We start from the raw sequence: 26,245 nt of genomic DNA on the forward strand, positions 1-26,245 counted from the left end.
ATATAATTGTAAGAGACAGATAAAATAATTGTTTCGACTGTCTCATAAGACTTGTCTCGAAAACGAGGTGATGTTTTGCGGAAAATCGGATATATACGTGTCAGTTCGACCAGCCAAAATCCTTCAAGGCAATTTCAGCAATTGAACGAAATCGGTATGGATATTATTTATGTTACAGACTTAACTCGTATCACTCGAAGTACACAGGATTTATTTGAATTGATTGATTTAATACGAAGTAAAAAGGCAAGCTTAAAATCACTCAAGGATTCATGGCTAGATATATCAGAGGATAATCCATATAGCCAATTCTTAATTACGGTAATGGCTGGTGTTAATCAATTAGAGCGAGACCTTATCCGTATGCGTCAACGTGAAGGGATTGAGCTGGCTAAGAAAGAAGGGAAGTTTAAAGGTCGCTTAAAGAAATATCATAATAATCACGCAGGAATGAATTATGCAGTAAAGCTATATAAAGAAGGTGGTATGACAGTAAATCAAATTTGTGAAATTACAAATGTGTCTAGGGCTTCATTATATAGAAAGCTGTCAGAAAGGAAAAAATAGTCATGCTTTATTCCGTTAAAGGGAGGTTAACAGAATAAGCAGTGCTTAAAAGCTGGCGTAATCTCAAAGGAGATTGCGTCTTAATTTTTTGTCCTGTTAATGGAACAAGAGCATTGCCGAAGCTCATAATTTTTGAAATAATTGGTATTAGAGAGGATGAGACAGATGATTTCAGAACTTGAAAAGTCTGAATATTATAAGTGTAAAGAATTAATATATGAAGAAGGGCTCTTAGAAGCAGAAGCCGTAATCGAAGGAGAGAATACTGGTCGCATATTTGTTGATGACATTATTGCTCCTACGTCAGGATTCATTTGGTTGGGGAGTAATAATGGTTTTATCTTTATTGGGAACGAAGAAAATGAGGAATTTAATGTCGAATTATACAAATTTTTTAATACAGTAATCAAACCTGATGCCAATAAATTGGGTTTAACAGCATTTGAAGCGATAGGAAATCATTCGAAATGGAATAAGACTTTCAAAAAAGTATTTGGCGAAAATGTGATGGGTTACAATCAAAGAGTTTATGAATTAAAAAAAACTGATTATAGAAAGCAAAATGAACCTGTTATAGAGCAAGGATATGAAGTAATAAAAATCACAAAAGACATCTTGGAAAACAAAGGTTATGTAACCTTTGAAAACATTGATTTTTTACGTTCGAAAATCTTGGAGTTTTGGACTTCATTTGAAAGGTTTTTAGATTATGGTATTGGGTATATTGCCGTTTATGAAAATGAAATTGTAAGCGTTTGTTTTTCTGGCGTAGTAGTTGGAAATGTACATGGTATTGACATTGAGACTTTAAAACATCATCAAGGAAAGAAACTTGGACAAAAAGTTACTCATTTTTTTGTTAATGAATGTATAGAGAATAATATTACTCCATATTGGGATTGTATGGAGATAAATAAACCTTCTGTTTCTGTTGCAGAAAATGTAGGATTCGTGAATAAATTTAATTATTTTTGGTATAGCATATCTTTTGAATAAATTTAGTCTTTATCTAAGAGGGCAATAAATGAACTCAAGCTATTGCTTTCTTCAATATATGAGCAGGTTAAATGAAGAATGAAGACCGTTGTTTAACTTGTGTTCAACAACCAGGCCATATTGAGAGTATTTTGTTAGTGACAAGAATACAGAATGCGTGAACGCAAGGAATAAATGTTTTTTACACTTTGCTACGGGGGTACTTATGAAAACTCACTATTATTTAGGTTGGTTTAACAATTTCTTTCCAGAGAATATGTGCAGGATGTTACAGGAGGATATAACTGATAGAAAATCGCTTGCTATGATTAGCTCGAATCCATCTATTTATGAAGATGATGGTGCTACTGAACGCTCGTGGCTTGACCAGGCTGGCATTATGTTTGATGAATATCATTTAATTAATTATCGCCTACAGAAGGAAGATGCCCAAACGAAAATTCAAAATGCTTCAGTCATTTTCTTGTTGGGTGGAAATACTCTTAAACAAAATGGTTTTTTGATGGAATATGAATTATCGGATCCGATTAAAAAAAGCAACGCCGTTGTGATTGGAGCAAGCGCTGGTGCAATCAACATGTCCGCTAAATGGTTATGCTCGAAAAACTTTGGATATAAAGTTGAAATGAGCTCTGTTTACGACGGAATCGGCCTTGACAATTTTTCCGTCCTGTCTCATTTTGATCTTGAAAATAATATTTCACTAGTTCAAAGTGAACTATCTGTCCTATCGGAAGAAATAAATATTTATGCGTCGAACAAAGATTGCGCTGTACGAGTAAAGGGAGACAAAATCGACAACTTTGGCAATGTTTTTTTAATTTCCCACTCAAAGATTCACAAATTGGATGAGACGCTCTAATTGTATGACTATGGCTTAATTGAATTAATTTCTTTATGCAAGGCCTATATATTAAATTTAGTGAAGGAGAACTATGTAAAATAGGATCGTCCGGAAAGCATAGATGTGCAGAACGGTCTATTGCAATCGGACGCGAGTGTTGAATGTGCATCTCTTTTTACTGCTTCAACTAAACGGGGGCACTTGCTGAACAAGCAGCCGCCCTTTGTTCAAGTAAAGAGGCAGGATTGTTGAATAAAAATCAAAAAGTAATTTTATAAAGGAAGTTATATATGGAACAAAAATCACTCGTATTGTATGAAAAAAAAGAGTTGAAATGGAATCAAAAAGAATTATCACCTCTTGAAAAAGATGAAATTTTAGTAAAAACGATTGCAGGAGCAATTAGTATTGGAGCCGAACTTCCACAGTATATGGAAAGTGACAAAACTGAATTGTCACCGCATTATCCTAAAGAAACTGGGTATGAAAGTTATGGTGAAATTGTAGAAGTAGGAAGTGATGTCAAAACACTCAAAATAGGTGACAGGGTAGTAGCATTTTATGGACATAAAGACTACGAAATAATTAAAGAGAAAAAGGCGATACCAGTTCCCAAGGATATTCATTATTCAAATGCCTTACTTACCATCTTGTCGTGTGACTCTGCAAAAGGTGTTCTGAAACTTAAACCCAAAGAAACAGATAAGGTATTGGTTACAGGTGCAGGAACAATGGGTCTTTTAACGGTTTATTTTCTAAAAGAATATATGAATGTTCATCAAGTTGATATGTTAGAACCAAATCCATCGAGAGAGTCCTTTGCTAGACTGTTAGGAGTAAATAATGTCTTTAGCAATATCTCTGAATGCCCAATTGACTTTTATGACTATGGATTTGAGTGTTCAGCAGATAACGAAGCCTTTAATTCGCTTCAAATATCATTACGTAAGGATGCAGAGATTTGTATACTTTCAGATGGAAATAAAGACAAGTTTGAACTACAACCAGAATTCTATGAAAAGGAATTAAAGATTGTTGGTTCAAGTGATGGTTGGGATTATAAAAAGCACTCCGAATGGTATTTTGAGAATATAAAACAGAATGGTTCTCACTTAAATAAAATTTTTGAACTTAAAATTGGAAAGCAAAAGCTAATCCAATGCTTTGAAGATTTGAGTAAAGGAAAAGTTAATCCATTAAAAGTCTTAGTTGAATACTTATAGAAAATTTCTTCTTCAAAACCTTTTCAACAAACGGGGCGTTAATGGAAGTAACCAAAGCCTAATTTCTAACTTATACTACCGAGAAATTAGGCTTATTTTATATCTGGATTTCCTTATCGTTGTTAATCCGCATTTTCCTGACGGTACCCCAGGTTGGACTGAAGATGAGATTCATAAAAAACTAGATTCTATTATTGAAGAAGATAATATCGATGTGACAGAGGTGGAAGATATAGACGAAATAATAGAGGAATAAAAAAAGCCCCATAATGTGGTGAACCCAAAAATTTGAACTTTTTATTAAGCTATTTTCATTAAAAGCGGGGTATTTTTACTTTCATTTTACTACTTCTGGTATCAATTAAAATATTTTTATGGACGTAACCGGGACATTAACTGTGCTGCTTTGCTGAGCCTTCCTGTCTCTTTACGTGCTCTCTTGTCACTTCTGCCCGCTCTCTTGTCACTCTGCCTCGCTCTCTTGTCACTCTGCCCCGCTCTCTTGTCACTCTGCCCCGCTCTCTTGTCACTCCTACCCGCTCTCTTGTCACTTCCCCATTCAATCTCCCCCAACAGCTTGCTGGGCGAAACTTTGCTATAATGTAAGCCATGACAACAACGGAAATGAGGTATAGCCATGCAAGTAATTGAAAATGAACATTTAAAAGTGAGCATCAGTCCTGAGGGGGCGGAGCTTCGGGAAGTATGGAGCAAACAAGAGGAATTGCAATATATGTGGGAGGGCGATCCTGCCTATTGGGGGCGCGTTTCGCCTGTGCTTTTTCCTATTGTGGGACGGTTGAAAGATGATCGCTATTTTGTTGACGGCAAGGAATATGCCATGAATCAGCACGGCTTTCTGCGTGACGTGACATTTGAGCTTTATGAACATCGCGCAGACCACGTAAGCTTTTCCTTTTCATCAAATGGGAAGTTTACGGCGCAATATCCTTATGAATTTCAGGCTACCATATCCTATACGCTAAAGGAGGACAGTCTCTCCGTCAGCTGGAAAATCATCAATGAAAATGAGGAGAGCATGTACTTTTCCATTGGAGGGCATCCCGCTTTCCAGGTTCCTTTACTTGAAGGGGAGACACTTGCTGATTATCGGTTGGAACTCATAGGTGATGGCAATGTGACGCAATTCGAGTTAGAAAATGCGCTGATACATGTGAAAGAAAGCAATCTGGAAACTCCAATCACCCCTGTTCTTTCGGATAATCTATTCAAAAATGATGCGCTCATCTATAGTAATATCAAGCAAGTGAAGCTCCAATCAACAAAGTCCGATAAAGGCATCCAAGTTGATTGTGCAGGGTTCCCGTATCTCGGTATCTGGAGCAAATACAACGGGGAAACTGGCAAGATCGCTCCGTTCCTCTGCATTGAACCATGGCATGGTATTGCGGATATGCATGACACAACGGGAGACCTAAAAGAAAAATCCGGGATAAACCAGCTGCCTGCTGGTGAGGCATTTGAAAGTACGTACGAGATTACGTTTAAATAAAGCCAGTTAGACATACTGACTCGCAACGTCTTTTTCACTAGCCAACAAACAACAAAAAACCTAAATTGGTGCACGCGCACCAATTTAGGTTTTTCCACTTTATTCCCAGCGTTGTAACATATAAGCTGCATTGTCTTTTAATAGCTTGTAAGCATCCTCTGAGATCAATGCCGTTTTATGTTGCTGGTCAAGCAACTTTTGGAAGCCTTCCATATGTTTTACAACCTTGTCTTCATCTCCCTTTTCTTCAAATCGTTCGACTGCTGTTAGGTGCATCAATAGGGAACGACTTGCCCCATTATTTTTAAACTCTCCTTCTTCAGCTAGTTGGTCCACAACATCTTGCATGCCAGCAGCCAGGCCAATAAGCTGTTCCCCATATCCTAGTAATTCTACTTCGGCCAGGGTTGTTGTTTGGTGACCTCCATTATCCGTTATTTCTAACTGATAGTAGGAGTAGGCTTCAGGCTCCGCAATTTCAAATGCCCGGGTGTATTTTCTCCATTTGAAGGATTCATTTTCCCGTTCATCTAATACTGTCCAATTTTCTCCGTCATCAGATCCTTTCAGCACCCAGCTTTTCGGGTCGGCCGCTTGCGGATCTGAGCCATCCGCTGCATTTGCTGAGGTTAGGGTGTACATGTTTGCTTTCTTCTTTTCTTCTGTGAACTGGTACTGAACCCAAGGTGTTTTCCCTTCTAACTCCAGTTGTGTTCGCGACGTGTTATCAAACAGTTTGCTTGTATCGCTTCCATCACTATCCGTCGCGATGCCTGCATCCTCTTCTATTGCCTGATCGGTCACATCGCCTAATGATTCTGGTGCAAAGAGTCCATCGGTTGCCGCGGGGGTAATCGATTCAGGTAAATCGGTTAGCTTACTGCCCCAATCTGAAGGCTCTGGCCCCATATCAAATTCCAATGTGCCTCCTTCTGCTATGTCTTCATGTGTGATGTAATTTTTCGTATAAGCTTCTCCATTCACTTGAAGACCTTGGACATATTTATTCTCTTTACTATTATTTGGTGCGTTTATGACAAGATCTTTTCCATTTTCTAAATGAATCGTTGCTTTTTCAAATAATGGTGCGCCAATTGCATACTCTGGGCTTCCCATTTTAAGTGGATAAAACCCTAGTGCACTGAAAATGTACCAGGCAGACATCTCCCCATTATCCTCATCTCCTGCATAGCCCTGGCCAATCTCACTGCCAATATACAGTCTGTCTAAAATCTCACGTACTTTTTCCTGTGTCTTCCACGGCTCGCCCGCATAATTATACATATACGCAATGTGATGGGCCGGTTGATTACTATGTCCGTACATTCCCATTCGGACATCCCTGGCTTCCCGCATCTCATGAATCAGTCCGCCATAACTACCTGGATAAGCTGCCTTTTCTGGTGTGGTAAAGAAGGTATCAAGCTTTTCAGAAAGCCCTTCTTTTCCACCATATAGGTTTGCAAGTCCTTGCCCATCCTGTGGTGCGTGGAAGGCCATGTTCCATGCATTCGTTTCCGTATAGTCATGCCCCCATTCAGCTGGGTTGAAATTCTTTAACGTCGAACGCCATTCTCCGTCTGGGTTTTTACCATTAAAGAACCCAAACTCCGAATTAAACATGTTGTCATAATGCTGTGCGCGACTTAAATAATAGTTATAGTCCGCACTGTACTCAGATTGATATGGGTCATCTTCGTTTTCTTTTTCAGCGAGTGCTTTCGCCAAATTCGCAATCCCAAAATCATTGATATACCCATCAAGTGCCCATGACATTCCTTCATGAGTCGATGTGTTTGTGTAGCCATCAAAGATTGACGTTTCCGTTCCCTTTCTGCCCACATTCGCATTTGGTGGTACGACAGATGCATCCTTCACGGCAGATTGGTAAAAGCTTTCGACATCAAAATTGGTAACTCCTTTTAAATAGGCGTCAGAAAATGCAACATTGGCACTTGTCCCTGCCATTAAATTCGCATAGCCTGGGGATGACCATCTGGCAATCCAGCCTCCATCCTTATAATGCTGGACAAAGCCATCAATCATGTCACCAGCTTTAGAAGGTGTTAACAAAGCGTATGCCGGCCAGGTTGTTCTGTAAGTATCCCAGAACCCATTATTTACATAAATTTCGCCGTCTTCTATTGGGGCACATGTTTCGGTCGCGGTACTATTTGTACATGGCGATAATTCCAGTTGGCTTGCATATTTATATTCCGGTTCTTCCACTGTCCCGACATTTTCATAAGCGGAATTTGGATATAAGAATAAGCGATACATATTGGAATAAAGGGTTGTCAGCTGATCATCTGAAGCGCCCTCCACTTCAATAATTCCTAGCTTCTCATTCCATGCATTTTCTGCTCGATTTTTTACCGATTCAAATGTATCATCAGCATTGATTTCTTGCTCCAAGTTTTTCTTGGCTTGGTCTACACTGATGAGGGACGTGGCCATTTTCATCGTAACTTCTTGATTGTCTTCTGTATCAAACTTGTAATAAGCAGAAACGTTATCTCTGCCTTCTCCTGTTAACATGCCACTATCTATAACAGGCTTATCAAACGTGGCGTACACAAACATGCGGGTAGCACCTGTTGATAGGCCGCTTTTTTGATCGGTATAGCCTGAAATGATCCCATTTTCCGCATCAAGGGTAATGCCGCCATTGTTACTGACATTGTCAAAAATAATATTCGCATGCTCGTCATCAAATGTGAAGCGCATCATCGAAGCATGATCTGTTGGTGTCATTTCTGTTTTGATGCCATTTTCAAATTCCACGCCATAATAATGTGCTTTTGCCACTTCATTATCATGGTTGAAGGCTAATGCACGATCGTTACGATCTGCACTCGGTTCCGCTTCTGCATTGGATGGCATGACTTGGAATGTCTGCCTATCTCCCATCCATGGGCTCGGTTCATGGCTTAAAGAGAAAGCTTGCAGCTCAGGGAGGTTCTCCTCGTTATTGCTTTCATTATAAGAATATAGCCAGTTTGAACCGGCATTAGTTACAGGCGCCCAAAAGTTAAACCCATGCGGGACAGCAACGGCCGGAAAATTATTTCCTCTGGAAAAGCTACCATTTGATTGCGTACCGCGCAGTATGTTCACGTAATCAGATGGATTTGTAAAGCTGTTCTCCTCTGTCTGTTCTTTAATTTGAATATCATCGATATGCCCCGTAAAGGTTGCTGGGCCTTTTGGATTGTCATAGGCAATCAAAATTCGTTCAATCGTCTTTCCTTCTGCCACATCGCCAATCGCTGCTTTTTTAAGATTCCATTGATTAGCATAGAGTGTCTTTGAATCACCTTGCGCTTGTGGATCCAGTTTGATGCCATGCTGGTCATATGCTTCAAGGTCATGTAGATAGGTACCATCTGAAAATGCTAAATCAACTGAAGCATACGTGCTTGCATAGTTCGTATGGTCTTTGTCTGTAAATGCTGGAAAAATATAATAGGATAGTTCCGTATGCTCTGTTACGTCAATGTCCACATCAAGAATTTTATTATAGGAATATGCCCTTCCCTCTTCAAGATGAGAGCCTAAATAGGTTACCGTATTCAGTCCAGACCAGCCGACATTTGTTTTTGACGTGTACGCGCTTGTCGGACCGTTCGTTACGGTTGTTTTCATATCGGATGCGGGCGGGGCTGGCTTGTCAATTCCATTGGAAATAGCAAGCTCTGCAAGTTGGATAATGGATTCCCCATGGTTCTTCGTTATATTGAGGCGATAATACTGATAAGCTGTGCCGTTATCAAACTCGTACAGCTTTCTTTCATAACGGTCCTCAAATGATTGCTCACTCCTATTGTCCAAGGCTGTCCAGTTCTCCCCATCATTGGAGCCAAGTAACTCCCAATCCTGCGGGTCCCTGCCAGCATAATCATTTGCTGAGGTTAGGGCATATTTTACAACTGTATCTGCCTCTTCAAGCTCGAATTCAATAAAAGCAGTATCCTCAAAGGTTAGCCATTTTGAAGTCGAATCGCGGTCAATGAGCTTGTTTTTTGTCTCACTTGGCGGATTTTCACCAGAGACCTCGATATTTACTATTCTTTCTGTGATATCACCTTGAATTCCGTCAAATGGGATATTCCCATCAATACCGGAGGCCATCTTATTTCCATCAGCATCTGTTTCCACTGTGTTTTCCCAATCAAGATCCGGATCATTCTCTTCAAAAGATGTAGAAAAATCCTTTGCAGCGGCTGATGCTGTTTGTTGCGATGGGATTTTTACAAATGTCCCGATTAGCGCAACACAGCATAGAATAGGAAAAACTTTTTTCAATCGTTTTCTATTCACCAATTAAACCCTCCTTGTTTACTGTTTTTTGGTAAGGAAAGCTGCTGGCGTTCATCCTATCCCCCTTCTCTTCTGCATGTGAAAATACAATACAGCAACTTTCCGACCAAGGAAACGCTTACATGCAGTATATAAAATATATTCTGATAATAATAACAGCAAATACAGCATTTGTTTACGATTTTCTGCATTATTTACAGATGTTTTTTTCATAACAAAAAAACTGTAGAAAAAGCACTAATACTCTTTTCCTACAGTTTATCTTACCAGATTTACTTGGGGTATCTTTTCTCCTAGGAAGGCAATTCTACTTCCCTCCCACTTTATCCTTTGAAAGTGCTTTGTAAAATGATATACACATTAAGAGCATGATAATGGAAAACGGAAATGCCGCTGAAATGAGCACGTTCTGTAAAGCCTGTAACCCGCCGGTGTATAATAGGACGGCCGCGATCGCGGATTGAGCAATTCCCCAAGTGAATTTTACCATAGTTGACGGTGATAAGGAGCCATTTGTTGTTTGCATTCCTAGCACAAAGGTTGCAGAATCTGCAGATGTAATAAAGAAAGTCGAGATAAGCAAAATTCCTAATATGGAAAGAATAATTCCCATAGGAAGTTGATCGAACATACCGAATAATACCTGCTCGTCCGGCAATCCAGCTAAATCTGCACCACTATTTTGAATGTCAATGCCTGACATACCAAATGTTGCAAACCACAGGAAGCACACAATAGTTGGAACAAATAGCACACCTGAGAGAAATTCTCTTATCGTTCTTCCACGAGAGATACGGGCGATAAATATCCCCACAAATGGTGACCACGCAATCCACCAGGCCCAGAAGAACACGGTCCAATCCATAACCCATTGTCTCTCGGACTCACTATTAGGCGCAATTCGTAAAGCTTCAATAGGCAGACTCATCACATAAGTTCCGACCGTATTTGTGAAGGAGTTGAGAATATACAGGGTTGGCCCAAGTATCAAGGTTCCTAAAAATAAGATCCCTGCCACACCCATGTTTGTATTACTTAAATATTTAATTCCTTTTCCTAGACCAGAGTATGTGGAAAGCATAAATAAAATAGTTACAATAACAATGATTAAGAGTTGGACCCAAAAACCACTGGCTACTCCAAACAGGTACGTAAGACCACCATTGATTTGCGTCGCACCAAACCCTAATGTTGTAGCGACCCCAATAAGCGTTGCGAACACGGCGATTACATCAACCGCCTTGCCCCACCCTTTTTTCATATGGTGACCAAATAGCGGCTCTAAGGTGGCACTGACTAAAGCCGGTTTTCCATGGCGGAAAGTAAAATATGCCAGTATTAGGGCGATTGTAGCGTAAATTGCCCATGCATGAACACCATAATGGAAAAATGTAATACGTAGCGCATCCTCTAATGCCTCAACTGAGCCCGCTTCAGCGGTTGGTGGTGTTTTAATATAATGTGATACTGGCGAAGCCACCCCATAAAACACGAGGCCGATTCCCATACCTGCACTAAACAACATAGCGAACCATGAAGCATAACTAAATTCGGGACGATCATTTGGCTTCCCAAGCCTTATTTTGCCAAAGCGGCTAAAAATTAAATAAATGCAAAAGAGCACAAAAAACGTAACCGCAAGTAAATAATACCAGCCAAAATGCACGGATATAAAATTCATTAATACCCCAGAATATTTTTCAAATAAACCAGGAGCCACCGATCCCCAAATAGACATAGCTATTGTTATTGCTAGTGTAATCCAGAATACGGATGTTACCTCAGCTGTAACTTTCTTCATTTTTCTCTTCCTTTCCACTTCCGCTAGTTCAATACAATACTCTAGTTGTCCTTTTAGTATTTAAACTGCGGCTTAAAATATACAGGGTACCGTTTTATATTTTAGTAGTAAGGGGGGAGTTCGCTTGGCTTTTTGGGCTTGCTTCGCTTTGGTTGGTTGGTGCGTCTTTTCTGGGGGTGCTGGCGTCTCTTCGGGTGGTTGGTGCGTCTCTTATTGGGACTGGCGCGCCACTTCGGGTAGTTGGTGCGTCTCTTATTAGAATGCTCGCGTCTCTCCTACAGATCGCAGCGTCACTTCGTAAGGTTGGCGCGTCTCTTTTTGTGGCTCGCATGCAACTTTACGTGGTTTGCACGCGACCTTGTGAAGCTGGCATGCAACTTTACGTGGCTCGCACGCGACCTCGGTTGGATCCCACGCGACTTCACGAAGCTGGCACGCGATTTATCGGGGGTGACACGCGACTTCCGCAGCTGACACGCGCCTTTGCAGAGAACCCACGCGACTGCCCGCAGCTCACATTCTCAACGTAAACGCCCGCTACTTATCAGAAACAGAAAAGCAGCTATTCACAATGAATAGCTGCCTTCCAGGTCTTACGTTTGTCGTATAATTAATTTATTTGATAAGTATACTTTCTTTGGCACTTCTCGTTTGTCGTCAATTCGCTCTAAAATCAGGTCTACTGCTGTTTCTCCCATTAATTCGGTATAAATTTTAACCGTGCTTAGAGAGGGATAAACATACTTGGACACACTGATGTCATTGACACCGATAACGCTCACCCTGCCAGGTACAGGGATTCCTTCCTCATGTAGTGCTCGCAATCCGCCGATTGCAAGGGGATCATTTGCCATATAAAAGGCTGTCGGCAATTCCTCGCCCAAGTCGTGAATCGCTTGCTTCATGAGTTCATAACCATCGTTAACTGCAAAGCTATCGAGAAAAATAAACCGCTCATCAAGCATATTTCTCTCTTGTAAGTAGTTACGGTAATGCTTTTCACGCATGTCCTGAATAGGAGCAATCTTTTCTTTAAATGTTTCATATCCACCGATAAATCCAATGGATGTATGTCCTTTTGCAATAAAATGGTCCATCACGAGTTGGGTGACCCGTTCGAAATCGACTAGAACGGCATCAAACTCTGCTTCGTTTGGATTGGAATCGACGAATACAATCTGCGGAGAAATAGCTTTTAACTGACGTACTTGTTCTTCACTAAAGCGGCCAACAGCTATAATTCCATCGATATTTGTATCAATGGTTTCCCCTTCGACGTATTTTACAAGCTCAACGTCTAACGCCTCAGCACGCCGCTCAATCCCATAACGTATGCCCATATAATAAATATCATCTAATTCTTCTGCTTCTGTGACCCAATGCAGAAAGGCAATCTTTCTACTAATTGGTTTTCGGTGACGTCGCTTATAGGATAGTTCTTCTGCGACTTCAAATATTTTCTTTTTTGTATCAGCTGCAACGGAAAGGCTTTGATCATAATTTAATACCCTTGAAACGGTTGCGGCCGAAACGCCTGCTTTATCAGCAATGTCCTTTATTGTTGCCAACATGGCCACCTCTACTTTTTTCAATCATCTCTTTTAACTATACCATTTTCTTTGGCATTTTCATTACTCTTACGTACAATTTTACAAGCATATGGCGCAAGCTGTACATCATTATAATAGCCTTCCTGACCGTTATGGTTCATGATGAATAAATAACTGCTTCCATCCTCTGTTGTTCGTTCCATTACTTCAATCCCAGCACTTGTTTTTGTAGTATTTAGTCCCCTTTCATCTGCCACACGATTTGCGATTTCCTGCATGACCTCTTTATCTGCACCTGTACCGATATAGTAGGCATTGCCTTTCCCAAACGTATTGACTGTCACTGCAGCATAGTCGCGATATGCGTCTGTATAATGGTAAAGTCCTGTAGCATCAAGAGGCTTGATCAGGTCCCGCCAAACCTTGCTCGATCCCTTTTTCCCTTTATCGGTTTGAATTTCTATTTCTTTGCCATCAGGCAGAGATTCCACCTCTTCCACCTGGACACCAAGTAATGGACTTAACTTACCTGGTTGCTGTTCTCCTAACACTAGGTTATTGTTACGATCTCTTACACCAGCCCGATAAGAGAAAATAACAGTCCCACCGTTAGCCGTGAATGCTTCTAAGCGCCCGACCAGTTGCTCATCCATTATTTTCATTACAGGAAGTAGCAGCACCCGATAGTTCTCGAAATCCACATCCGCTCGTATAACATCGATCGATTGATTCTGAGTGTAAAACGGTTCATACAAGCGCATTACTTCCTCTGTAAAGTCAAAGGCTGCACTCTCTTGTTGTATTTGCCAAGACCAGATCGTATCAAAATCATAGACCAGTGCAATATCCGATTGAATCGGAGAATCAACTACCTTTTTATAGTTGGAAATATCCTTAAAAAAGGACTGTACTTCCTTGTATTTACGGGTTAAACGGTTGTCTGTATCCAGAATGCCCAGACAGTTCTGCTCGGCTCCATGTGTCATCCCACGCCAGCGGAAGAACAGCATATCCGTTGTTCCATGAGCAAAGGCGTGATATGCCCAGAGTTTTGCCTGGTTAGGCCTTGGCAAATAACCAATGACATCATGCCCCTGTGCACCCATCAGTTGTTCCACAATCCAGAAGTTTTCCTGCTTCAGCCCCCGAACGAAATCAAGAGTCATGGAAAGCATTGCTGGCGACACCGGTTCAGCTAAACCACCCCATACCGGATAATTATCATAGGAAACAAAATCAAGGTCTCTTGAAAATTCATTATGGTCAAATTTCTTCTCGAAGAATCCACCAGGAATATTTGTTGTAACCGTTTGGTGTTCCCCTTTAAATCTTCTTATCTGTTCCATATGTTGTTTTGCAAACTGACTAAGAGAGTAAGAGCGAAACCGGAGCCATTCCAGTCGCATGCTCGGATTGTGAACCGTGATCGTGCGGGTTGGCATCGGGATCTGATCAAAGGATTGATAGGTTTGCCCCCAAAAAATGGTGCCCCACACCTCATTTAGTTCATCAATTGAATCGTAGCGCTGCTTTAAATATGCCGAAAAAGCCTCCTGGCAATTAGAACAATAGCAATCATCGCTCCCCTCATGACCTAGCTCGTTATCCACTTGCCAAGCGAACACTTGGGTTTCCTCCCTATAGTGTTGCACCAACTCTTTTACAATCCTTAACGAATAATTCAAATATGTAGCAGAGTTATAACAATATTGTCTTCTGCCACCGAAGGAAATCCGTTGCCCATCTTCCGCTACATTAAAAATGTCTGGCTGTTTCGTTGCAAGCCAAGCAGGAAATGTGGCTGTTGGTGTGCCAAACATGACCGATAACCCATATTCCTTACACTTCTCAATCACCCTATCAAAAAAGGAAAAATCGAATTCTCCTTCTTCCTTCTCCATCATGTTCCATGCGAACTCGCCAATTCTTACAGTGTTTACGCCCATTTCTTTCATTCTCGTTAGATCTTCGTCAATTAAGCTAATGTTCCAATGTTCCGGGTAATAATCTACACCAAGATGCATTTAAACCTCTCCCTCTTCCTTGGAAATATAAAAAATCTCGGATTGAAAGTCGCCTATTTGCATTGGGATCGAGAGTTCGCCATTTGCTCCATTAAATTCGCCTTTAAGTGGGATCCCTCTATACATCAATTCACTCCCATAGTAATGACGCACAACACCTTCCGTGTCCTGACAACGATAATACGCATCAGATTCCAGTCCCTTAAGGCGAAGAAACTTCATCTTACCGGGATTCGATTCAGCTAAAATTCGGTAATGACTGACAAGCGCTTCCTCTCCTGTCTCATTCACCATCATCCAGGCAGCCTCATTCCCATCAGCAGGGTTTTTCAATCGAATGAAGTCCCCTGTCAGCATGAGATGCTGATGTTGTTTGTAAAGCGCAACCTGCTTGCGTATTTCCACTTTCTCTTCGGCCGAAAAGCCCAGTGGATTTAGTTCATACCCAAACGTCCCGAACAAAGCGACATGCGCACGGAAACTTAACGAGGTTGTTCTTCCTGTCTGATGATTCGGTGTTGCCGATACATGAGTACCAAAACTGCTTATCGGGTAGGCAATCGAGGTCCCATATTGAATATGTAGGCGTTCGACTGGATCGGTATTATCACTAATCCATCCTTGTGGTGCATAGTACAGCATTCCAGGGTCAAAGCGTCCGCCCCCACCTGCACAGGATTCAAACAGTACATCCGGGAATTTACTCGTTAAATTTTCATAGAGCTGGTATACCCCGAGAATATAGCGATGATAAAATTCCCCTTGCTGCGCTGCAGGCAATGTGGATGAATAGGCTTCTGTTATGTTTCGGTTCATATCCCACTTTATATAGGAAAGCTGTGTCTCTTCGATCAATGCGCGCATCCGCTCATATAAATAAGCCACGACCTCTTTATTGCTGAAATCTAATACCCATTGGTTACGCCCATACGAAGCTGACCTCCCAGGTGTCTTCACCACCCAATCTGGGTGCTCACGATAAAGGTCACTGTCTGGACTGACCATTTCTGGTTCAAACCAAAGGCCGAAATCAAGACCAAGATCCCGAATGTCTTGGGCGAGTTTCCCAAGTCCATTCGGCAGTTTTTCCTTGTTGACGAACCAGTCTCCCAGTGATGTCGTGTCACTGTTCCGTTTACCAAACCAGCCATCATCAAGCACAAACAGATCTAGATCCAAGTCTACTGCTTCTTTCGCAATTGCTAGTATTATTTCTTCATTAAAATCATGATAGGTCGCTTCCCAGTTATTGAGCATGACAGGGCGTGGTGCATCAAGCCATTTCTGATTAATTAAATGGTTGCGGTAAACATTATGGAATTGCTTACTCAATCCATTTAGACCGTTCGATGAAAACGCCATGACAACCTCAGGCGCTTGGAACGACTCTCCTGGTTCCAGCTTCCATTGAAAGCCAAATGGGTGAATCCCCATGGACACTCTTGTTTGCTCATAATGGTCTACTTCCACCTGCGCTAGAAAGTTGCTGCTATATACAAGATTAAAACCGTACACATCCCCTGTGAATTCTGTCGCATCTGTTTCTTTTAATGCTAGAAATGGATTCTGACTATGAGAACTGGAACCTCGTAAGCTAGAGATAGACTGGATTCCACTCTCAAGCTTACGTTCTTGCAGGTGCCTTTCCCGTGACCATGCCCCTGATAGCTGGAGCATGGCAAAATCAGCGTGGGGGAAATCAATGCTGCCACTCAGCAATCGATCCAATGTCAAGGTTGCCTCTCCCCTGTTCGTAACCCGCGCATGACGGGTAATTACAGCTACATTTTTGAAAATCGTGTAGCTTAGTAAAAGTTCCATATCGGTTACCGCATCATACAATGTAATTTCTATTGTTTCGGCTTCTTCCTCGCTCGTAACATAGGTAGCTGGCAAGCCTTCCAGCATGGGTTTCCCTTTCACTACACGATAAGAGTCAAACACGAAATTGCTTATATGACTCCCATTATCCTGTAGAATACTGAGGGCTGGTTCGCGAAAGTCCGTTGCGCCAAATACAGGGAATTCCTGCCTCGTTGTTTCCATTGTAAATGCCGGATCGTTTGCCTCAAGATGGGTTGTATTTGGTGTCGGAATGTTATAGCGTTGGAAGTCTGCTATATGCCCTGCTGTCTTGATAGCTTTTCCATAATACAGATGGCCAAGCTGTCCATTTTTCATCACATGGAATAGGTAGCTTATTTTTCCGTTTGTTAAATGAAATTGTTTTCTGTTGTCGTCAATTGTAATCATCATCATAATCCTTCCTATCCCAAGTCAGGCTTATTGGCAAAATGAACTTCCTGCTGTTTCGTTCCTTCAAGTTCTAGAATTTGGATCGTATTTTCTCCTACATTTAAAAAGGGTGCAGGCAGGTATAGCGTTTTCTGTGGTCCAATCTCCCAATATCGTCCCAGGTTAAATCCATTGATAAACACATTGCCTTTTTTCCAGCCTTCCATGTTAATAAAAGTGTCACCTGTTTCGGTCAATTCAAATGTCCCTTCATAAAACTGCGGAAAACGCTCTGTAGTTGCCCTTGAAAAGTCTAGGACGACTTCGTCAAGCTCAATACTGAACATCTCCCAATGGAACATATATTGATTATCAATCCATAGATTTTCGATTATTCCTTTGCGATCTCTCAAATGCTTTCCATAATTAACCCGGCCCATATTTTCCACGAAAATTTCAAGCATGTTTATCTCCTCAGGGAAGGAGAGGGTAATTTCTTTTTTCTCATCATTTCGGTAAACGGTTTGGACATATTCTCCGTTAATATAGAGGAATGCTCTGTCACGGATCATCGACGTATCCATTACCATATCGGCTTTTCGGTCAATCGTCGTGCGATACAATACATAGCCGTATGCTTGATCCATTTCTTCCATGGACATCGGAACCACATGCTTATGATGATTGGCTATCGTCGTTAACGTATCAAATAAACTAACAGAACGATCAAGCTGCACCTTTTGCTCTGGCAAAATTGGAATAGTCGGAGGCTCCACTGGCTCAGGTATGGTCACGAATTCCTTGAGAACCTTTTGGACTTCCCTGTATTTTTCCGTTATCTCACTAGACTCTGTTAGCAAGGAATCATAATCATAGCTGGTAATGGTTGGATCATATGTCTCGTATTGATTGGCACCATTATAAAACGCGAAATTCGTTCCACCATGGAACATATAGAAATTGACGGATCCACCCTTTTCTAGCATGGCACGCAATGTAGCTGCTGCATCTTTAGGATCTCTTGTGTGGTGTTCCTTTCCCCAACTATCAAACCAACCGATCCAAAATTCCGCACACAGCTTCGGACTATTTGGCTTGTATGCATCCAGCATCGCATAAGAATCTTCCACACGAGAACCAAAGTTTAAGGTTGTAAGAACATCTGGTAAGGAGCCATCTTCAATCATATCTGGCCCATCTGAGGTGAACAGCAACACATCAATGCCTTTTTCTTTGTATATCTCTCTGGTTCGTTCCAAGTATTGCTTGTCATTCCCGTATGCACCATACTCATTTTCAATTTGCAAGGCAAAGACGTTCCCACCATTCGTAATTAAATGCGGTACGAGCTTAGGAAGGAGCACATCATAGTAATCTTCTATATGTTTCAGAAAGTTCGGATCTGCACAACGCAGCGCCATATTACGATCTTTAAGCAACCATGCCGGTAAGCCACCAAACTCCCACTCTGCACAAATATATGGAGCTGGCCTGAGGATGATATACAACCCTAGACTTTCCGCTGTTGCAATAAACTGTTCAATGTCTGCCATGCCCTCAAAATGAAATTGCCCTTTTTTCGGTTCATGAAAATTCCATGGGATATATGTCTCTACTGTGTTGAACCCACAATTTTTTAATTTAATTAAGCGATCCTCCCAATATTCTTGGGGGACACGGAAGTAATGGATACTCCCTGATAAAATTTGAAACGGCTGTCCGTTTAACATAAATTGGTCGTCTTTCACTGTAAGCATATCGTTCACGCACCTTTTCTATTTTATTGCACTGCCAAGCATTCCCGAGATGAAGTGGCGTTGTAAGACCAAGAAAAAGATCATAATTGGAATGGTGGCGATCGTAATTCCTACCATTACTTGGCCATAATCTGTAAAGGAAACGCCGTTTAAAGTAGATAATGCAACCGGGAAGGTATACATATCCTGTGATGTAATGGCAACTAGTGGCCACATAAAGTTATTCCATTGGAACATAAACAAAAAGATAGATGTTGCAGCTAGTGCAGGTTTCATAGAAGGTAGCACTATTTTCAGGAAAATTTTCAGTTCACTTGCACCATCCAGTCGTGCAGATTCCATTAACTCTGTAGGGAATGCTGCAAAGTTTTGCCGCATTAGGAAAATTGCAAAGGGATAACAAAGCTGTGGTGCGATTAACGCAAAATATGTGTTTAATAGATTGTAACTAGACATCATCTGGAATAACGGAATCAATGTCGCTTGATAGGGAATCATCATCGACAGAATAAATATCGTGAAAATCACATTTTTCCCTTTAAAGTCATATTTAGCAAAGGCATAGGCGGACGTCGCACTCACTGCCAAAGCAATCACGACATATAGTCCTGAAACAAGCAAGGAGTTAAACAACACCCGCCAAATCCCTACTGTCGCATCAAGATTGTTTAAGTTCGTCATAAACTCAGACCCTGGAAGCAAGGTTGGTGGGCTCGTAAACATCTTGTCAGACGTGTTAGTTGACCCAACTAACATCCAATAGAAAGGAAAAATGGAGATAACTAAAAACAGAAGCAACAACGCATACATGCCAACTTTGCCGAGTCCCCGTTTCGATTTGTTTGTATTCATCATGACCTTTCCCCCGTAACCTTAAATTGAAAGTAAGATAGTATAGCCACAAGTACAACGACTACATAAGCAACCGCACTTCCGTAGCTAAAGTCAAAGTACTCAAACCCATTTTCATAAATGTATAATCCTAGTGTCATCGTAGAATCTGCGGGCCCGCCCTGCGTCAGGTTAAACGGCTCATCAAACAACTGTAAGGTACCAATCGTTGATAGAATTCCTGCAAATAAAATAATAGGTTTCAAGTTTGGAATCGTAATGGAAAAGAATTGTCGTATCTTTCCGGCACCATCGATCGAAGCCGCTTCATACATGTGATCCGGGATGTTCTGCAATGCAGCAAGGAAAATGATCATGTTGTACCCTGTCCATCTCCACATCATCGCCATCACAATTGATATTTTTGCCCAAAATGGGTCGGATAGCCAAGGAATATTCTCGATACCAATCGCGTTTAATAACGTATTTAAAATTCCATTGTCCTGCAAGATAATCGAAAAAAGCAGGGAATAGGCAACAAGGGATGTTACGGCTGGTAAAAAGAAAGATACCCTAAAGAAGCCTTTTAATTTAAGCAATTGACTGTTCAATACGCTTGCAAGTGCCATCGCCATTAATAACATAATCGGGACCTGCAAAATGAAAATGATAAACGTGTTCCCTAACGCTTTCCAGAAAATAGAGTCCTCTAGTAAACGCGTATAATTACTTAACCCAGCAAAAGAATAACTTCCTCCTTCATAGGTCTGGAAGCTTAAATAGAGGGAAGCAATAATGGGGTAGGCCGTAAAAACAATAAATAGAATAACGGCTGGGGCTATGAATAAATAAGGAAATTTTTTAGACTGCTTCATGCGTTTTCCATCCTCTCTCCAGAATAGAGTGATTCTTTAAAATGACAGAATAAAGGGTGCATATTTCCCCCCTTTATTCTTCATTTGTTTAAACTATTTGTTTACTAGTACGTCGAACTGTATGGACTCCTCATGGGAGACGCCTTCGCAAAATCAAACCAAGAACGCTTCCCATGATGATAATTCTATTAGACTGACATCTACACTTCTCCAACGTTCATATTGTTTACTTATTTAATCTGTTTTCTAATTGTTTTGCAGCTTCTTCTAATGCCTCTGCTGGGTCGCTCCCATCAGCTGCTCGTGATTGTGCCTTCGTCGCTTCGTCTCTTGCAAGAGAATAATCTCCCGTATAGTTAGCATATGGAACGTCCTCAATTAGGTCTGCAAACATCGTCCAGATAGGCTGATCATTGAAGTAAGCTACTTCTTCACTAAACACGTCTTCCGTGTAGATAGTATTTAATGATGGGAAAAGTCCATTTTCCATCGCAAAAATCTGGACCTCATCAGATGTTGAGAAAAACTCCATAAATTCATAAGCAAGGTCAACCTTCTCAGAGTTAGAAGAGATCATATAGTTACTTCCCCCAAGGTTTGCTGCTCTGTTGCCGCCCTCTTCCATGGCAGGAAGTGGAAATACGCCCCATTGTCCTTCCATATCAGGAGCCTGCCCAGTTAATGAACCTGAAAGCCACGCACCAGATGGAGCAGTTGCTACTGTACCGTTAGCTAGCCCACCAATCCAAGCATCCCATCCAACAAGATTTTCATTTAATCCTTCTTCGCTCAATTGTTGGATTACATTCATCGCTTTCACAGATTCTTCAGAAGTAAGGTCAACGTTTCCTTCCTCATCAAAGTAGAACGTACCTTGTTGGTTTAACATTAAACGGTATACTCCATCATCGTTATTAATGTCGATTCCAGTTAAGGCAACATCCAATTCGTCTCTAAGTACTTTTCCTGCCTCGATAAAGTCGTCCCATGTTTCGATTGCGTTAGCATCGATTCCTGCTTCCTCAAATAAATCAACACGGTAAAACACGCCTGCAGGACCTGAATCAAATGGGAAGCCATACATATCGCCATCTTTAGATAATAATTCCGTCTTGTATTCTGGGAATTTATCCATATGGTCCTCGGCAAATCCTTTTTCAGATAAGTTCACAAATGCTTCAGGGAACGAGTTAAGATAACCTTGAAGTCGATCATCTTCCACAAGCATGACATCTGGTAATCCTTCCCCTTTTGCTTGCAATCCTGTCGTGATCTTTTGATATACATCCGGTGTTCCAGTTTCCACTATATTAAGTTCAAATCCAGGGTGATCCTCTGCAAACATTTCCGCAGCTTTTTCAATAACAGGCACATTAATATTCCATGCCCATACCGACAATGTATTATTGTCACCGCTTTCATTTTGTTCACTACTTCCATCATTTCCACTACATGCAGCTAAAGCAAAAAGTAATAATGCAAAGATAATTGAAGCTCTTTTCATTCTCTTTCCCCCTAAAAATTTGGTTTTGAAAGCCTTACCAATACCATAGCTTGATTTTAAATAATTAGCAATAGTTTTAGTAAATATTTTAGTAAATATATTTAGTTAATGATATTGGAGGCTGTTGTGGTGCGGTTTTCGGGAGGTTGGTGCGTCACTTCTGGGGGTGGCGCGTCTCTTTGTGGGGTTGCTGCGTCAGTTCTGAGGAGTGGCGCGTCTCTTCTTGAGGGGACTGCGTCAGTTCTGGAGAGTGGTGCGTCTCTTCTTGAGGTGCTTGCGTCACTTTTGTTGGTTGACGCGTCACTTTTTGAGATGCTCGCGTCACTTCTTAAGATTCTCGTTTCACTTCTCTGGTTCTCGATTCACTTCTTGAGGGTTCTCGATTCACTTCTCGTGGTCCTCGATTCACTTTTGAGAATCTCGTTTCACTTTTTGAGGTGTACTCGCGCCCTCCAATACCTCCTTCACTTTAATCAAGAAAGCGCTTGAAAGATTACGAGAAACAAGGTAAGCTTAACTTAATTAATTAAATTAATAAACTAAACAAACAAGGAGGATATCATGAATTTAGTTACGGATTTTAAAAGAATTTTCCCTGCATCAAGCCAGCCACGTATGTTCTTCGCCCCGGGGCGTATCAACTTGATCGGGGAGCATACGGATTATAATGGTGGGCATGTTTTCCCTGCTGCCATCTCGTTTGGCACGTATGCGGTTGCCAGTAAGCGTTCGGATCAAAAGCTACGTTTTTACTCGATGAACTTCCCAGATGCTGGGGTGATTGAATCTGATATCCATGCCCTTGATTACAATGAGGCTGACAGCTGGGCTAACTACCCAAAAGGGATGATCCGCGCCATCATCGAAAAAGGGCACCAACTAGAAACAGGGGCTGATATTTTATTTTACGGAAACATTCCGAATGGAGCGGGATTGTCTTCCTCAGCCTCGATCGAAATGGTGACAGGTGTGCTTGTTGAGGAGTTATTCGACGTAACACTTGATCGAATTGACATGGTAAAGCTCGGACAGCATGTAGAAAATAACTACATTGGGGTAAACAGTGGCATTATGGATCAATTTGCTATCGGCATGGGCAAGCAGGATCATGCGATTCTATTAAACTGCCAAACGTTGGAGTATCACTATGCCCCGCTTGTACTGGAGAACCATTCGATCCTCATTATCAATACAAACAAACAACGTACATTGGCCGGTTCAAAATATAATGAGCGCCGCAGTCAATGTGAAACAGCACTTGCTGACTTGCAGGAGGAGCTGGGCATCATAAGTTTAGGAGAACTTTCCAAGGAAGCTTTTGAGCAAAACAAACACCTTATTAAAGACCCGATCCATGCCAAACGGGCAAAGCATGCGGTTTATGAAAATGCGCGCACTTTAGAGGCAAAAGCAAAGCTAGAAGAAAACGACATTCAAGCTTTCGGTAAGTTGATGAATGCTTCCCACCTCTCCCTAAAAGAGGATTATGCGGTGACCGGGGAAGAACTCGACACGATTGTGGAGACAGCATGGGAGTTAGATGGCGTTGTTGGCGCACGCATGACAGGGGCAGGCTTTGGTGGTTGTGCGATTGCGATTGTTGAAAACGCGAGGCTAGACACGGTAAAAGAACAAATCCAGTCCACCTATAAACAGAAAATCGGCTATGAAGCCACCTTTTATACTGCAAACATTGGCGACGGGGCCAAGGAAATAACGGAAGGAGTGATGAGATGAGCATTCTTGTGCTAGGCGGAGCAGGATATATCGGTTCTCATGCTGTCTATCAATTAATTGAAAGTGGCAAGGACGTAGTGGTGGTAGATAATTTGCTGACAGGTCATAGGGCTGCTGTTCATCCGAGAGCTACCTTTTACAAGGGAGATATCCGTAAGCGCGACTTTTTACACGAGGTTTTTTTCAATGAATCCATTGAGTCCGTTATTCATTTTGCCGCAAGCTCACTTGTTGGAGAATCGATGGATAAGCCATTACAATACTTTGATAACAATGTTTATGGCACCCAAATCTTGCTCGAGGAAATGGTCGAGCATGGTGTAAAAGAGATTGTCTTCTCCTCTACTGCTGCGACATATGGAGAACCAGAAGCCGTGCCAATCACCGAGGCAATGCCGACAAACCCGGCAAGCACGTACGGCGAGACGAAACTGACGATGGAAAAGATGATGCACTGGGCAGCTCAGGCTCATGGCATCCGCTATGTCTCCTTGCGCTACTTTAATGTAGCTGGCGCCCGCGCGTCAGGGGAAATCGGTGAAGATCATCGACCCGAAACACATCTCGTTCCGATCATCTTACAAGCCGCCCTGGGCCAGCGCGACTATATTACCATCTTTGGAGAGGATTATGACACGGATGATGGGACGTGTATCCGCGATTATGTGCATGTCGAGGACTTAATCGAAGCCCACCTGCTTGCACTGGAGTATTTAAAACATGGCGGAAGTAGTGACATTTTTAACCTTGGCAGCAGTCAGGGCTTTTCCGTCAAAGAAATGATTGAGGCTGCACGAACGGTAACAGGGGAAGAGATCCCAACCCAGTCTGGTCCACGCCGTTCCGGAGATCCAGCTATTTTAATCGCGAGTCCAGAAAAAGCCAAGCGCATCCTAGGCTGGAACCCAACACGCACTGCCATTCACACGATTATGCAGGATGCTTGGAACTGGCATACATCCCGCCCAACCGGGTACGAGGAGGCTGACAACAAATGATTTATGAAGACATCGATGCCCTCGTTCAGCAAGCCATCTGCGAAAATTTAATTGAGCCTGCTGATGAGATTTATGCACGGAATCAAGTGATGCAGCTTTTGCAGCTCCCATCCTTTCCGGAAATAGAGGCAGTAACTACAGATCGCACCATTCCGGATATCCTGGAGGCAATTACTTCCTACGCCATAAATGATGGCATCATTGCCGATGTGCTCGAGGAAAAAGAAATGCTATCCGCCAACATCATGAATTGCTTTATCGCGCGCCCCTCTGTGGTGAATGAACAGTTTTATAAAAAATATAATGTCTCTCCAGTTGAGGCAACCGACTATTTTTATCAGCTCAGCAAAAATAGCAACTATATTCAAATGAATCGGATAAAGAAGAACGTCCATTTTAAAACCGAAACCAAATACGGGAACTTGGATATTACGATTAATTTGTCCAAACCAGAAAAAGACCCGGAGCAAATCAGACGAGAGCGGGAAATGAAGCAGGCACTTGATTATCCAAAATGTGTGCTTTGTATCGAAAACGAAGGCTATGCAGGATGTACAGGACACCCGGCAAGGGCTAACCACCGAATGATTCGGGTCCCCCTTGGCGGAGAAACATGGTACTTCCAGTATTCTCCTTATGTTTACTATAACGAGCACAGCATTTTACTTGCAGAAGAACACCGTGACATGAAAATTAGCAAGGAAGCATTCGCCCGCTTGCTCGCATTCACAGATATTTTCCCGCACTATTTTATTGGTTCCAATGCAGACCTGCCGATTGTTGGCGGTTCGATCCTAAGTCATGACCACTATCAGGCAGGGCGTTATGATTTTGCCATGAGCAATGCGGCAGAAGCCTTCCCCGTTAAACTTGATACGTTTCCTGATGTACATGCAGCTGTTTTGAACTGGCCACTATCGGTTATTCGCTTAAAAGGTGAGCAAACAGCACAGCTACTAGATGCAGCAGACCATATTCTTCAGACATGGAGCGGGTACTCAGATGAGCGTGCAGCCATTCAGGCTTTTTCTGGTGATGTGGCCCATAACACCATCACCCCGATTGCGCGCATGCGTGATGGCAAATATGAGCTGGATCTCGTCCTGCGAAACAATCGAACATCAGCGGAACATCCAATGGGAATTTTTCATCCCCATGCTGATGTCCACCATATTAAAAAGGAAAACATTGGCCTGATTGAAGTAATGGGCCTTGCCGTTCTCCCCGCTCGTTTAAAAGAAGAGATCGTCGAACTAGAAAAAGAACTGTTGGATCAAGATGCTATAGTTGATCCGATTCATCAGCATTGGGCAGCAGAGCTAAAAGAAACATATGGTACGATAGAGTCAGCATCAGAAGCGAAAAAAATCATCCAGCACGAGCTTGGTAAAAAATTCGTCCGGGTTCTCGAGGATGCCGGCGTTTTTAAGGAGAAGGATGCTTTTCAGCGCTTCCTTCACACATTATAGA

The 26,245-nt window shown here is 41.9% G+C and carries 19 protein-coding genes; 9 read left to right on the forward strand and 10 right to left on the reverse strand.

Annotation, left to right across the window (positions count from 1 at the left end):
* Positions 1-75 precede the first annotated feature (75 nt).
* The 5 genes from BN988_RS10605 (at position 76) to BN988_RS10625 (ending at position 3,886) form a co-directional block, all read left to right on the forward strand.
* On the forward strand, positions 76-567 hold the full coding sequence (locus BN988_RS10605) for a recombinase family protein (protein ID WP_036576021.1): 492 nt from the start codon (positions 76-78) through the stop codon (positions 565-567).
* 165 nt (positions 568-732) lie between these two features.
* Positions 733-1,563 (forward strand): GNAT family N-acetyltransferase, encoded by an 831-nt coding sequence (locus BN988_RS10610; RefSeq protein WP_036576024.1) that lies wholly within the window; start codon positions 733-735, stop codon positions 1,561-1,563.
* A gap of 205 nt (positions 1,564-1,768) precedes the next feature.
* Complete coding sequence (locus tag BN988_RS10615) at positions 1,769-2,425, forward strand: Type 1 glutamine amidotransferase-like domain-containing protein (RefSeq protein ID WP_036576026.1); 657 nt, start codon at positions 1,769-1,771, stop codon at positions 2,423-2,425.
* 272 nt (positions 2,426-2,697) lie between these two features.
* Positions 2,698-3,630, forward strand: coding sequence for an alcohol dehydrogenase catalytic domain-containing protein (locus tag BN988_RS10620; RefSeq protein WP_036576030.1), 933 nt, complete (start codon positions 2,698-2,700; stop codon positions 3,628-3,630).
* Entirely contained in the window at positions 3,617-3,886 is a 270-nt protein-coding gene (locus BN988_RS10625) for a hypothetical protein (protein ID WP_036576034.1), read from the forward strand. Before BN988_RS10620 ends, BN988_RS10625 begins: the two co-directional genes overlap by 14 nt.
* A gap of 136 nt (positions 3,887-4,022) precedes the next feature.
* On the opposite strand, the gene BN988_RS18890 is transcribed toward BN988_RS10625, so the two are convergent.
* A complete protein-coding gene (locus tag BN988_RS18890) occupies positions 4,023-4,181 on the reverse strand; it encodes a hypothetical protein (RefSeq protein ID WP_155988285.1) in 159 nt (52 codons plus the stop codon).
* Positions 4,182-4,267: 86 nt separating this feature from the next.
* On the opposite strand from BN988_RS18890, the gene BN988_RS10630 reads away from it, so the two are divergent.
* On the forward strand, positions 4,268-5,143 hold the full coding sequence (locus tag BN988_RS10630; protein WP_036576036.1) for an aldose 1-epimerase family protein: 876 nt from the start codon (positions 4,268-4,270) through the stop codon (positions 5,141-5,143).
* 99 nt (positions 5,144-5,242) lie between these two features.
* Here BN988_RS10630 and BN988_RS10635 read toward each other — a convergent pair whose 3' ends face one another.
* From BN988_RS10635 to BN988_RS10680, 9 genes are all read right to left on the reverse strand, one after another.
* A complete protein-coding gene (locus BN988_RS10635) occupies positions 5,243-9,463 on the reverse strand; it encodes a GH92 family glycosyl hydrolase (RefSeq protein WP_231495217.1) in 4,221 nt (1,406 codons plus the stop codon).
* 307 nt (positions 9,464-9,770) lie between these two features.
* Positions 9,771-11,264, reverse strand: coding sequence for a BCCT family transporter (locus BN988_RS10640; RefSeq protein WP_036576039.1), 1,494 nt, complete (start codon positions 11,262-11,264; stop codon positions 9,771-9,773).
* A 593-nt stretch (positions 11,265-11,857) separates the two neighbouring features.
* On the reverse strand, positions 11,858-12,832 hold the full coding sequence (locus tag BN988_RS10650) for a LacI family DNA-binding transcriptional regulator (protein ID WP_036576043.1): 975 nt from the start codon (positions 12,830-12,832) through the stop codon (positions 11,858-11,860).
* 20 nt (positions 12,833-12,852) lie between these two features.
* Positions 12,853-14,838: a beta-galactosidase gene (locus tag BN988_RS10655; protein WP_051557826.1), complete on the reverse strand. Its 1,986-nt coding sequence runs from the start codon at positions 14,836-14,838 to the stop codon at positions 12,853-12,855.
* Positions 14,839-17,094 carry an alpha-galactosidase gene (locus BN988_RS10660; RefSeq protein ID WP_036576045.1) on the reverse strand — a complete coding sequence of 752 codons (2,256 nt, stop codon included), beginning with the start codon at positions 17,092-17,094 and terminating at the stop codon, positions 14,839-14,841.
* A gap of 11 nt (positions 17,095-17,105) precedes the next feature.
* A complete protein-coding gene (locus tag BN988_RS10665) occupies positions 17,106-18,830 on the reverse strand; it encodes a glycoside hydrolase family 35 protein (RefSeq protein ID WP_036576047.1) in 1,725 nt (574 codons plus the stop codon).
* Between the two features lie 18 nt (positions 18,831-18,848).
* Positions 18,849-19,685 carry a carbohydrate ABC transporter permease gene (locus tag BN988_RS10670; protein WP_036576049.1) on the reverse strand — a complete coding sequence of 279 codons (837 nt, stop codon included), beginning with the start codon at positions 19,683-19,685 and terminating at the stop codon, positions 18,849-18,851.
* Positions 19,682-20,536, reverse strand: a complete 855-nt coding sequence (locus BN988_RS10675) for a carbohydrate ABC transporter permease (protein ID WP_036576051.1) — start codon at positions 20,534-20,536, stop codon at positions 19,682-19,684. The genes BN988_RS10670 and BN988_RS10675 overlap by 4 nt, the downstream gene beginning before the upstream one ends.
* A gap of 226 nt (positions 20,537-20,762) precedes the next feature.
* Positions 20,763-22,040 (reverse strand): ABC transporter substrate-binding protein, encoded by a 1,278-nt coding sequence (locus tag BN988_RS10680; RefSeq protein WP_036576052.1) that lies wholly within the window; start codon positions 22,038-22,040, stop codon positions 20,763-20,765.
* Positions 22,041-22,601: 561 nt separating this feature from the next.
* Here BN988_RS10680 and BN988_RS10690 point away from each other — a divergent pair.
* Genes BN988_RS10690 through galT form a run of 3 tightly spaced genes read left to right on the forward strand, consistent with a single transcriptional unit; the run spans position 22,602 to position 26,244 of the window.
* Positions 22,602-23,777: a galactokinase gene (locus BN988_RS10690; protein WP_036576056.1), complete on the forward strand. Its 1,176-nt coding sequence runs from the start codon at positions 22,602-22,604 to the stop codon at positions 23,775-23,777.
* Positions 23,774-24,775 carry a UDP-glucose 4-epimerase GalE gene (gene galE, locus BN988_RS10695; RefSeq protein ID WP_036576059.1) on the forward strand — a complete coding sequence of 334 codons (1,002 nt, stop codon included), beginning with the start codon at positions 23,774-23,776 and terminating at the stop codon, positions 24,773-24,775. Before BN988_RS10690 ends, galE begins: the two co-directional genes overlap by 4 nt.
* The gene (gene galT / locus BN988_RS10700) at positions 24,772-26,244 is read left to right on the forward strand and encodes a UDP-glucose--hexose-1-phosphate uridylyltransferase (protein ID WP_036576061.1); all 1,473 of its coding nucleotides are present in this window, start codon (positions 24,772-24,774) and stop codon (positions 26,242-26,244) included. The genes galE and galT overlap by 4 nt, the downstream gene beginning before the upstream one ends.
* Position 26,245: the final 1 nt, after the last annotated feature.

It is taken from the genome of Oceanobacillus picturae (genome assembly GCF_000612865.1).
Taxonomy (GTDB): domain Bacteria; phylum Bacillota; class Bacilli; order Bacillales; family Amphibacillaceae; genus Oceanobacillus_B; species Oceanobacillus_B jordanicus.

Bases quoted from the DNA above. Each gene is read 5' to 3' on its own strand.
- BN988_RS10660 (WP_036576045.1), bottom strand. From the start codon at position 17,094: ATGATGATTACAATTGACGACAACAGAAAACAATTTCATTTAACAAAC.
- BN988_RS10680 (WP_036576052.1), bottom strand. From the start codon at position 22,040: ATGAAAAGAGCTTCAATTATCTTTGCATTATTACTTTTTGCTTTAGCT.
- BN988_RS10610 (WP_036576024.1), top strand. From the start codon at position 733: ATGATTTCAGAACTTGAAAAGTCTGAATATTATAAGTGTAAAGAATTA.
- galE (WP_036576059.1), top strand. From the start codon at position 23,774: ATGAGCATTCTTGTGCTAGGCGGAGCAGGATATATCGGTTCTCATGCT.
- BN988_RS10615 (WP_036576026.1), top strand. From the start codon at position 1,769: ATGAAAACTCACTATTATTTAGGTTGGTTTAACAATTTCTTTCCAGAG.
- BN988_RS10690 (WP_036576056.1), top strand. From the start codon at position 22,602: ATGAATTTAGTTACGGATTTTAAAAGAATTTTCCCTGCATCAAGCCAG.
- BN988_RS10640 (WP_036576039.1), bottom strand. From the start codon at position 11,264: ATGAAGAAAGTTACAGCTGAGGTAACATCCGTATTCTGGATTACACTA.
- BN988_RS10620 (WP_036576030.1), top strand. From the start codon at position 2,698: ATGGAACAAAAATCACTCGTATTGTATGAAAAAAAAGAGTTGAAATGG.
- BN988_RS10665 (WP_036576047.1), bottom strand. From the start codon at position 18,830: ATGCTTACAGTGAAAGACGACCAATTTATGTTAAACGGACAGCCGTTT.
- BN988_RS10655 (WP_051557826.1), bottom strand. From the start codon at position 14,838: ATGCATCTTGGTGTAGATTATTACCCGGAACATTGGAACATTAGCTTA.
- BN988_RS10670 (WP_036576049.1), bottom strand. From the start codon at position 19,685: ATGATGAATACAAACAAATCGAAACGGGGACTCGGCAAAGTTGGCATG.
- galT (WP_036576061.1), top strand. From the start codon at position 24,772: ATGATTTATGAAGACATCGATGCCCTCGTTCAGCAAGCCATCTGCGAA.
- BN988_RS10675 (WP_036576051.1), bottom strand. From the start codon at position 20,536: ATGAAGCAGTCTAAAAAATTTCCTTATTTATTCATAGCCCCAGCCGTT.
- BN988_RS10630 (WP_036576036.1), top strand. From the start codon at position 4,268: ATGCAAGTAATTGAAAATGAACATTTAAAAGTGAGCATCAGTCCTGAG.